The sequence below is a fragment of the Peribacillus sp. YIM B13472 genome (genome assembly GCF_042788005.1).
GTDB classification, from domain to species: Bacteria; Bacillota; Bacilli; order Bacillales; family DSM-1321; genus Peribacillus; species Peribacillus simplex_E.
In genome coordinates, this window is sequence record NZ_JBHZPG010000030.1 from 57,919 (window position 1) to 68,217 (window position 10,299).

Below are 10,299 nucleotides of genomic sequence, written 5' to 3' on the forward strand. Positions count from 1 at the left end.
TTCAGCAATCAGTTCTTTGGTATCATGAGTGTAATTTAGAATGAAAATCGTAAAAGTCGATATTTACATAAATGAAACGGAATAATAATGTTATGTAAACTCTAATCGCGAAATGTTGATTACCAATTTGGTACTTTTACACTGAAAGTCTTTATTAAGAAGTTGAGGAAAGTTGGTTAGCTTTTCTTATTTGAATGGGGATTTCACGTTGGAGTTTCGATTAAACAAGTTTTGCCTTCAACCTTATGTCTAATAGATAAAAAAGGAACACGAAATAGCACTTGATTTCATGTTCCTGATACATTATTTATGTTCGAATGGATTCGATACGGCTTTGGATAAATTCGAACGAGGTTTTTGCTTCTTGGACGATTTGTTTTATTAGTTCATTGACGGTCAATATTTCTTTTATCAGTCCTACGGATTGACCGCATGACCAGATTCCTCCGTCTAAATTTCCTTCAAAGTATACTTTCTTGCTTCGTTGTCCCGTAATCAGTGGAATCAATTCCTCTATAGTGGCACCTTCATTTTCAAGTTTGTCCACTTCTTTACTGACTGCATTTAATGCTACACGTGACGGACTGCCTATATTCCGTTGGATGACAACCGTATCCATTTCATTGGCAGATACCATCCACTGCTTCACGTTATCATGGATCGGTGCTTCTTGCGTTGCCATAAAGCGAGTCCCCATGACGATACCTTCAGCACCGAGTGACAAGGCGCTAATCAGGCCTCTTCCATCCGAAAATCCTCCACCTGCTATTACTGGTATAGTAACGGAGTCAACGGCTCTAGGGAGCATGACAAGCGTTCCTACATCCCCCATGCCTGGATGTCCGCCTGTTTCATTCCCTACAATCATAATGGCATCGACTCCTAATTTCTCTGCCGACATTGCGTTTTTGATGTTCGCTACCTTATGTATCACGGTAAAGCCGTGCTCTTTAAGTTTGGGCATTAAACTTTCTGGGCTTCGGCCACTCGTTTCAACAATTTTTACATCTTCATCCATTAAAATATCGATGAATTCATCATTCGGGGTTGCCGTTTGACTTGGAAACAGGTTAAGGTTGACAGCAAAGGGCTTCTTGGTCAAAATTTTCACTTTGCGTATTTCATCACGGAGACCTTCTGGTGTCACCTGGGTTTTCGAAGTAATGATGCCTAGCCCCCCCGCTTCTGAAACGGCGGCTGCGAGCGGGGCTCGGCCAACTTGAAACATCCCGCCGCAAATAATCGGATATTCAATCCCCAATAATTCAGTAATTCTTGTTTTCATTTGCCATACCCCTTTCATTTTCCATGGATTTCTATAAATCTCTCTTCTTACATAATGTCAACACGCCATGTCTATATACCATATTTATGGAGCCGCTTGTAAAATGTACTTCTTGGTATATCCATCAACTTTGCTGCAGCCGTTACATTTCCTCTTGATTTTTGTAATGCCTCTATCATTAAATCCCGTTGAATTTTTTCACGGATCGTCAGTTCATTTCCCTTGATGCCTTTTTTACCAGGTTCCTCCCATGAAGGGAAATCATCATGCCGGGTAACGGGCTTTGAATGCATGGAATTCAGTACTTTAACATAATCCAGAGGTCCTTCTGCAAGTAAGATGGTCAATCGCTGAAGTACATTCTGCAGTTCTCTAATATTGCCTGGCCAATTGTAATCCCTTAAACGATTCAATAATTCTTCGGTTAATGGAATATTCCAATTATTCTTCGAACATAAGTAGTTGACTAGATAAGGAATGTCTTCAATTCTTTCCCTCAATGGAGGTACATGAATGGGGTAAACGTTCAACCGATAGTATAAATCCTTCCGAAAGGACCCTTCATTGACAAGCTCTTCAAGATTACGGTGTGTTGCAGTGATAATGCGAATATCCAATGAATTGCTTTTTGTGCCACCGATTGGAACGATTTTTCTTTCCTGAAGTACACGCAGTAAGGCAACTTGCATCGCTGAAGGGATTTCACCGATTTCATCGAGAAAAATGGTCCCTCCATTTGCCTGCTCGAACTTCCCTTTGTGCCCTTGCCGTTTAGCCCCTGTAAAAGCACCATCAACATACCCGAATAATTCACTCTCCATTAAATCTTTAGGTATGGCTCCGCAATTAATCGTGACGAACGGTCCTTTTTTACGGAAGCCATTTTCATGAATGGCCATGGCAATAAGCTCTTTCCCGACCCCTGTTTCACCAGATATATATACATTTGCTTCTGTCGGTGCAACAAGCTTCACTTTGTGTAATGTGTTATGAAAGGCTTCGCTAATCCCGCTTTCCCCTTTGAAGGTAAAACTTCTTGCCGGCATTGAGGCAGGAAAAAGCCTACTGGTTTCATGACCATGATTCTCAGATAAGAATAAACACTTACCGGAAATCCTATTATCCTCTTTGGATAGAAGCGGATTTTCCTTTACGATTCGATATCCATGATTTAATAGATCGGCCAATGTCATACCAATGGAATGGGGAATTTTTTTGCGAATCTGTTTACTGGCTGAGATTATCATTTCTTTATGATTACAGACGATAAAAGGCCAATCCGGATAGGTCTCTGCAAGTTCTATCGAGTGCTGGGTCAGTGCAAGCTCCTTTTTATAGGAACGCACTCCCATTTCCTGTTCGATCGTATACGCCAAATTGGCTACCATACCCAGCATGGAGGGATGGAAATATTCTACTGGACATGATATATCCAAAACTCCCAATATCTTTCCCTCTTCATTTAAAATGGGCATGGCAGAGCAACTCCATTTGTGTGAGGCAATTGAATAGTGCTCGGTACCTTGGATCATTACGGCTTCACCAGTTTTCAAGGCTGTTCCAATTGCGTTCGTTCCGACCTCACCCTCCGTCCAGCATACGCCCTCCACAAAATTTATTTTGCCTGCCTCCTCGAGGATTTTCTCGTTTCCGGAAAGTGAAAGGACATATCCATCCGGATCGACCAATAGAGCCATCATTCCAGATTCTTTTATCGATTGATTCATCCTAGTTAATTGGGGTGATGCCACTTCTAATAGGAAGGAGTTTTTTTCTCTTTGAATGTCCAATAATTCATTCGTCAAAATGTGTTTGCCTTTATTAAGGTATGGGTTGACTTGTTCTTTTTTGCAGCGATGCCATGATTCCATTATTCGCTTGTTCAGACGATTTGAATCGAGAACCCCTTCACTGACAAAGCGTTCCCATGTACGTAGATAACAACTAGTGGATAGCATATAATCCTCCTCTAATCATTTGGTTTAAACCTTCATTTGAACAGTCAATCTAGAGGAAAAATACCATGGAGTATAAAATAGGATGTTAATCGAGGTCCATTTAATTATAGTAGATTATGTATTCGCTTACAATATATAGATTTAGTTTACACAAAAAGCATCATGTGATCATTCACACGATGCTTCTCTACAATATAATGCGTTCTTTTTATGAAAATATTACCCCACCATCAATCATGATGGATTGCCCTGTCATATAATCCGAATCCGGTGAAGCAAGGTAAGATACGAATTTCGCAACATCTTCTGGCGTTTCGGAGCGTCCTAAGGTTATGGAATCTGTAAACTTTTTAAATGTTTCACCTTTAGCAAGATTCATATATTGACCCATTTTTTCATCGATTAAATCCCACATTTGCGTCCCGACAATTCCTGGACAGTATGCATTCACCGTAATGCCAAACTGGGCCAATTCCTGTGCTGCCGCTTGTGTAATGCCTCTTACGGCAAATTTTGTGGCCGAGTATGTACCTAGTAAACTAAAGCCTTTGTAACTGGCGATGCTGGCAGCACTTATAATTTTCCCTCCTTCTTGCTTTTTCATTTGTTCAGCAGCGGCTTGCAGGCAAAAGAGGACACCATTTACATTTATATTGAAAATCTGTTCCAGATCCTTTTGAGTTACCTCCAATAGAGGCTTTATTTGAGCAATTCCTGCATTTGAAACCATAACGTCCAGTTGTCCCAAACGTTCCACAACTTGATTCACCATATCGAATACTTCCCGTCTATTGCTTACATCCGCTTTAACTACAAAGCTTTCACGTCCAATTTCCCTGATCTCATTCACGACCGATTCAGCTGTATCCAGATTGACGTCGTTAATGACCACATTCAATCCATCTTGAGCTAATCTTAATGCAATGGCACGTCCGATGCCACGTCCTGCACCAGTGACTACCGCCGTCCGTTGACCGCTAGTCATACAAAAATCCCCCTTCTGGTTTTTTATGAATGCACAGCTTGACCTACAACGTTCAAAAGAGCTTCATGTATGGATTCCGACAAGGTTGGATGTGCCGCTACAAAATCTCCCATCATATCTGCCGTTATTTCTGCATGAAGCATGACCGTACCTTGACCAATCAATTCTGTCGCATGTTGACCAACAATGGTAAAACCTAGAATTTCATTATATAGTGGGTTCACTAGGACTTTGACCTTTCCTACCGGTTTATTGGCAAGGATAGCTTTCCCATTTGCCGAAAAAGCGAATTCACCAACTTTAATTTCCCCATATTTTTTACGCGCTTCTTTTTCAGTCAAGCCTACACTTGCAATCTCCGGGGAGGTATAAATGCAGCGAGGGATTGCCTGGTAATTAACTTGTGCAAATTGACCACAGGCATTTAGAGCCGCAACACGACCTTCATGAAAAGCAACATGGGCAAGTTGTATGCCCCCTATCACATCACCACAGGCATAAATCGATGGATTGCTTGTTTGCATTCGATCATCCACCGAGATGCCAAGTCCGCAAAAATCAATATCATTTCGCTCTAAGCCCATTTCGTTCACTCTTGGTTTTCTCCCTATTGATACGAGTACGTAATCTGCATGAAGTTCTTCCAATTCGCCATCGCTTTTTTCTAAAAATACTGTCTTACTGGCTGTATTGATGTTTTTGACAGATGTGGATGTATGGACCGTTACACCTTGGGTTTTCAATTCTCCATGCAGGATGCTCGTAATATCATCATCTTCCCCTGGAAGAAGCTTTGCCCCCATTTCGATAATGGTAACCTTGGTGCCCATCCTACTATAAATACTGGCAAATTCACACCCGATGATGCCGCCTCCGACAATTAGAAGCGAATCGGGAATGGAAGGAAGTGACATGGCATGGCCACTGTGGATGATCCATTCACCATCAAACGGCGCAAAAGGTAAGGGAATCGGTTCGGACCCCGTTGAAATGATGATCTTACTTGCTTCAATCTCTTCATTTTTATTTCCGTTCTCGATCCGCAGTCGATGACTCGTCAGGATAGACGCTCTTCCCTGAATGACTTTTATTTTATTCTTATTCATTAAATATCGAATGCCGTACACTAGTTTAGATATGACTTCTCTCTTTCGTTCCTGTACGGTTTCCCAATCGACTTCAATCGAATTGGAGGGCAGGCGAATTCCCATATGCCCGGCATTTTTTACCAAGTCATACGTATCGGCACTTTTCAATAATGACTTCGTTGGCATGCAGCCTTCGTTTAAACAGGTGCCCCCCAATGGCCCATCGACTACCAATATGACTTCCTTATCCTGCTGGGCAGCAGTGATTGCCGCTACATACCCAGCAGGACCGCCGCCTATAATAGCTATACGATTCAAGAGCTTCCCCTCCTTTTCTATAAAATCACGGTGATCGGCTCTTCTAAATACCGTTTTAGTGTTTGTAAAAAAGCAGCAGCGGGTGCCCCGTCGAGTACACGGTGATCAAAAGTTAAACTGAGTGGCAAGATCGTTCTCCTCTCCAATTCTTCACCAATATAAAGCGGTGTATCGTAAGCAGAGCCAATTCCCAGTATCCCGGTTTCAGGTGTATTGAGAATCGGTGTAAAATGCTCAACATCATATGCCCCAAGGTTACTGATGGTAAAAGTGGACCCTTGCATGTCTTCAATAGGCAATTGACCGTCACGTGCACACCGGGCCAATTCCTTCCCCTTTTTCGATAACTGCCTTAGGGTACAATTTTCGGCATTTCTTATGACGGGAACAACGAGCCCCTTCTCCAAGGCCACCGCTAATCCAAGATGGATATGCTCAAACAAAATGATGTTATCTTCAATATAAGCACTATTCATTTTAGGATGCTCTTTAAGTGAAAGCACGACAGCCTTGGCAACAAAGTCCGTTATAGTCAATCTAGTTGATTCATGTTTTTGTAGTGTTTCAGTAGCCTGTTTTTGCAAAATGACTAAATCGGTGACATCAACTTTCATCGTAAGAGTTAATTGGGCACTGCTTTGCAGGCTCTCTTTCATACGTTTGGCAATGATGTTCCTCATTCCGGTAACAGGGATCTGCTGCCGGCTCTCTAATGTAGGTTGGGGAGGAACTATTCTTTCTTCTGTATTTACCGACATGGAATCCCTTTTTTCGATAACTTTCTGTACATCTTCTTTAGTGATTCTTCCTCCTGGCCCGGTGCCTTGAATCTTCTCAATGTCAAGATTTGCTGCCTGTGCCATTTTTCGTGCAACCGGGGTGATCATCAAACGATCTCCCATTGGCAAAATGGGTGACTCTTTTGTTTTCGGCTTTTCTTGTTCTGCAAATTTCGACTGAGTTTGTTCAGCAACATGATCATCTATCACTATTTCTTCATTCGGATTTCCGATATGACAGATAACGGTTCCTGGAGGTACTCCTTGTCCTTCTTGAACAGCTATATTCAGAATCGTACCTTCCGCCGGAGATTCAATATCCATTTCGATTTTCTCTGAATTTATGCTGGCTATTGCTTCACCTTTTTCGACTGGATCCCCAACAGACTTACTCCACAACGAAACAGTGCCTTCTTTCATTGCCATGCCTAATTTCGGCATTACTACTTCGACCGCCATATCTTTTTTCTCCCTTCAGATTAGTTTCTGTGTCCATCATTGGTTTTGTTGCTCCAACTTTTGCAGTTCTATGCGAAAAAGCTGAAGCATGCATCATATTGATTTATTTACACCCCAAGAATGGAAGGCTCCCCCAATAATTCTGAAACGACTTGTATTACTTTTTCTGATGTTGGAAGGTAAATATCTTCTAGCGGTGGAGAAAAAGGTACAGGTGTATGTGGTGCCGTAATCCTCTTAATTGGCGCATCGAGCGTGTCAAATCCCTTATCCGCCACCAGTGCGGCAATATCCGTTGCGATGCTGCATCTTGGGTTCGCTTCATCGATCACGATCAAACGATTTGTTTTTGCCACAGAGTTGAGAATTGATTCTTCATCCAGAGGTGACAAGCTCCGCGGGTCGACAATCTCAACTTCAATACCTTTAGCAGTAAGTTTTTCAGCGGCCTCCATTGCGGTGTGAACTTGTTTACCGATGGCAACGATCGTCAAATCCGAGCCTTTCCTTTTAATTTCAGCTTTGCCGATTGGGATTGTATAGTAGCCTTCCGGAACCTCTCCGACCATGTTGTATAGCGTTTTATCTTCAAAAAAGATAACAGGATCATTATCTTCTATGGCTGAAAGTAAGAGCCCTTTTGCGTCATAGGGGGATGAGGGAACAACGACCTTCAATCCAGGAATGCTAGTGAACAAGGCATAAAGGCTTTGTGAATGCTGTGCTGCAGCCCTGAACCCTGCACCATGCATCGTACGGATTGTCACGGGAACCTGTGCTTTTCCTCCAAACATATAGCGGAACTTCGCACCTTGATTCAATACTTCATCCAAACAGCTGCCAATGAAATCGTTGAACATTAGTTCGGCAATCGGTCGTAAGCCTGTCGAAGCGGCTGCCATGGCCGCTCCCATATAACCGGCTTCCGCAATGGGCGTATCAAGGATTCTATCGCGGCCAAACTCTTGAACCAATCCTTTTGTGACACCTAAAACACCACCCCATGCTTCGTCATCCTGCAAATGATCAACCTCTGCGCCTCCGGCTACATCTTCTCCCATAAGGATGACATTTTCATCTTTTCTCATTGCCATGGCCATTGCTTCATTTATTGCCTGTGACATACTGATTTTTCTACTCATCTCAATTCCTCCTTTTATAGTTTAATAGGATACATAAACATCGTTTAATAAATCGGATGCCTCTGGATACGGGCTATCTTCACTGAACTTGACTGCTTGTTTAATAGATTCCTCAACGGCATTCTCAAGAGAAATCAGATCCTTTTCCGCCAGCAGATCCCGTTTAAGTAAGTAATTCCTAAACAGGGCAATCGCATCTTTCTCTTGTTTATGCTCCTATTTGTCTTGTTCTTTTTTATATTTCTGTGCATCTCCCTCGAAGTGTCCATAATTACGATAAGTAACGCATTCGATCAATGATGGACCTTCTCCCCTGCGAGCCCTCTGAACGGCTTCTTCGGCAGCCTTATACACAGCCAATACATCTTTCCCATCCACTCGGACACCCGGGATATTGTAGCTAATCGCCCGATCGGCTATCGTTTTACAGCTTGAAGCATAATTGAATGGCGTGGCCTCCCCATACCCATTATTTTCTGCGATGAATATTACGGGCAGCTTCCAAATTGCCGCCAGATTTATCCCTTCATGAAATGTTCCATGATTGTTAGCACCATCACCAAAAAAACAAACACTAACATGATCTGTCTTTTTATATTTGGCAGTTAATGCTGCCCCGCATGCGAGCGGAAAGCCTCCACCAACTATCCCGTTTGCACCTAACATCCCCTTATCCAAATCGGCAATATGCATGGAACCGCCTTTTCCCTTGCAAAGCCCTGTCACTTTCCCATAGATTTCAGCCATCATCCCGTTAAGGTCACATTCTTTTGCAATACAGTGGCCATGACCCCTGTGAGTGCTTGTAATGCTGTCCTTTTCAGAAAGGTGAGTACATACTCCTACAGCTACCGCTTCTTCCCCAGCATATAAATGGACAAAACCTGGTAAAATCCCTTTTGCAAAAGATTCATGAACTTGGTCTTCGAATTTCCTGATCTCCAACATTTTTTTGTACATCCAATAAGCCTTGTCCTGTGATAATTTTATTTCATTCGATTGAACCGTTTCCATTTTTCAGCCCCCAATCATTAATAATGAGTCAATCTTATATATTGCAAATGCCGTGCCAAGATGGGAGGTCGGTAAATTAGGATTTTATCTATTTTCAGTCGAAACAAAACGAGACAAAATGAGATTGTTGTCTCGTTTTGTCTCGTTTTTTTAAAATATACTATCCCAAATCACTAATCACTGAAGTGAAAAGATGGTATGAATGCGGAAGCAGCGTGTTTAAGATTCATATAGGGTGTCAGTACTTACTATCATGAATTTTTGTTAAGTAAGGGAGAAATAGAAAACTTAACAGGAATTCGACCTCCGGTCGTTTTAGAGTCTACTAGTCATTGTCATACACTAGTTGTTCAGCATTTCGAGGAAAGAGATTATTTACTAATTATCATTAACCCTCTTGTCTTATATCGAGAAAAGAGCTCATCTCCGAAAAGTAAAGACAGTGTGATTGATGCTTGCCATCTCTTCGAGCTGTATAATAAAGTAGATTTTGAGCCAATAAAAAACGAGGAATTCAACTCTTAATCCTTCGTAAACAAAAAACAAGACTTTGGCAAAAACACATTTTGCCTTTTTACCTCGTGCAGAAAAATAGGCAAAAATCCCAACAATATGTGAAAAGCCAGTCTTTGATATATTGGATAACACTTATTGGTATACCATTTCCAGCGTGGTTTCGCCTTATATCCCTGATTAGTCATGAACAGGTTCAATTTTGCATTTAGAAGTGACTTTGTTTTTTCTCCAATGCTATTGCAATACAGAGCAAACTTTTAAGGACAATGATTTCATAATTGAGCCTAAGGCGTAGGTTTATTTAAGGAACCGAAAATTTCCTTTGCCAATCTACGCCCAGTAAGAGTCGCAGCCAGGCCGCCCTCTGCCGTTTCGCGAAGTGCAACCGGCATGGTCAATCCTATTTTATACATGGCATCGATAACTTCGTCACATGGAATGCGGCTCGTAATGCCTGCAAGCGCCATATCAGCTGCCGTTATCGCGTTGGATGCCCCCATTGCGTTACGTTTCACGCAAGGAACTTCGACCAATCCAGCCACTGGATCACAAACCAGTCCAAGCATATTTTTCAATGTGATCGCCATCGCTTCTGCGGCTTGGCTTGGCGTACCGCCGGCCAGTTCTACTATCGCAGCCGCGGCCATGCCACTTGCCGAGCCCACTTCTGCTTGGCAGCCACCAGCCGCTCCAGAAATGGAAGCGTTGTTTGCAACCACGAAACCGAAGGCAGCGGAAGTGAAAAGAAATTCAAT

7 protein-coding genes and 1 pseudogene are annotated in these 10,299 nt (G+C 42.3%); all 8 read right to left on the reverse strand.

Translation table 11 applies throughout. The annotated features are described in order from the left end of the window. Positions 1–307: 307 nt before the first annotated feature. Entirely contained in the window at positions 308–1,285 is a 978-nt protein-coding gene (locus ACFX4I_RS19865) for an NAD(P)H-dependent flavin oxidoreductase (RefSeq protein ID WP_377422545.1), read from the reverse strand. Between the two features lie 71 nt (positions 1,286–1,356). After that, the gene (locus ACFX4I_RS19870; RefSeq protein WP_377422547.1) at positions 1,357–3,243 is read right to left on the reverse strand and encodes a sigma-54-dependent Fis family transcriptional regulator; all 1,887 of its coding nucleotides are present in this window, start codon (positions 3,241–3,243) and stop codon (positions 1,357–1,359) included. Between the two features lie 208 nt (positions 3,244–3,451). Beyond that, positions 3,452–4,228: an acetoin reductase gene (locus ACFX4I_RS19875; RefSeq protein ID WP_377422549.1), complete on the reverse strand. Its 777-nt coding sequence runs from the start codon at positions 4,226–4,228 to the stop codon at positions 3,452–3,454. 23 nt (positions 4,229–4,251) lie between these two features. Then, positions 4,252–5,634: a dihydrolipoyl dehydrogenase gene (gene lpdA / locus ACFX4I_RS19880; RefSeq protein WP_377422551.1), complete on the reverse strand. Its 1,383-nt coding sequence runs from the start codon at positions 5,632–5,634 to the stop codon at positions 4,252–4,254. Positions 5,635–5,651: 17 nt separating this feature from the next. Beyond that, the gene (locus ACFX4I_RS19885; RefSeq protein WP_377422553.1) at positions 5,652–6,872 is read right to left on the reverse strand and encodes a dihydrolipoamide acetyltransferase family protein; all 1,221 of its coding nucleotides are present in this window, start codon (positions 6,870–6,872) and stop codon (positions 5,652–5,654) included. A 107-nt stretch (positions 6,873–6,979) separates the two neighbouring features. After that, positions 6,980–8,014, reverse strand: coding sequence for an alpha-ketoacid dehydrogenase subunit beta (locus ACFX4I_RS19890; RefSeq protein ID WP_377422555.1), 1,035 nt, complete (start codon positions 8,012–8,014; stop codon positions 6,980–6,982). Between the two features lie 21 nt (positions 8,015–8,035). Next, positions 8,036–9,028 (reverse strand): annotated as a pseudogene (locus ACFX4I_RS19895) (thiamine pyrophosphate-dependent dehydrogenase E1 component subunit alpha). Positions 9,029–9,828: 800 nt separating this feature from the next. After that, on the reverse strand, positions 9,829–10,299 hold a 471-nt coding region (gene sdaAA, locus ACFX4I_RS19900), incomplete at its 5' end, for an L-serine ammonia-lyase, iron-sulfur-dependent, subunit alpha (RefSeq protein ID WP_377422557.1).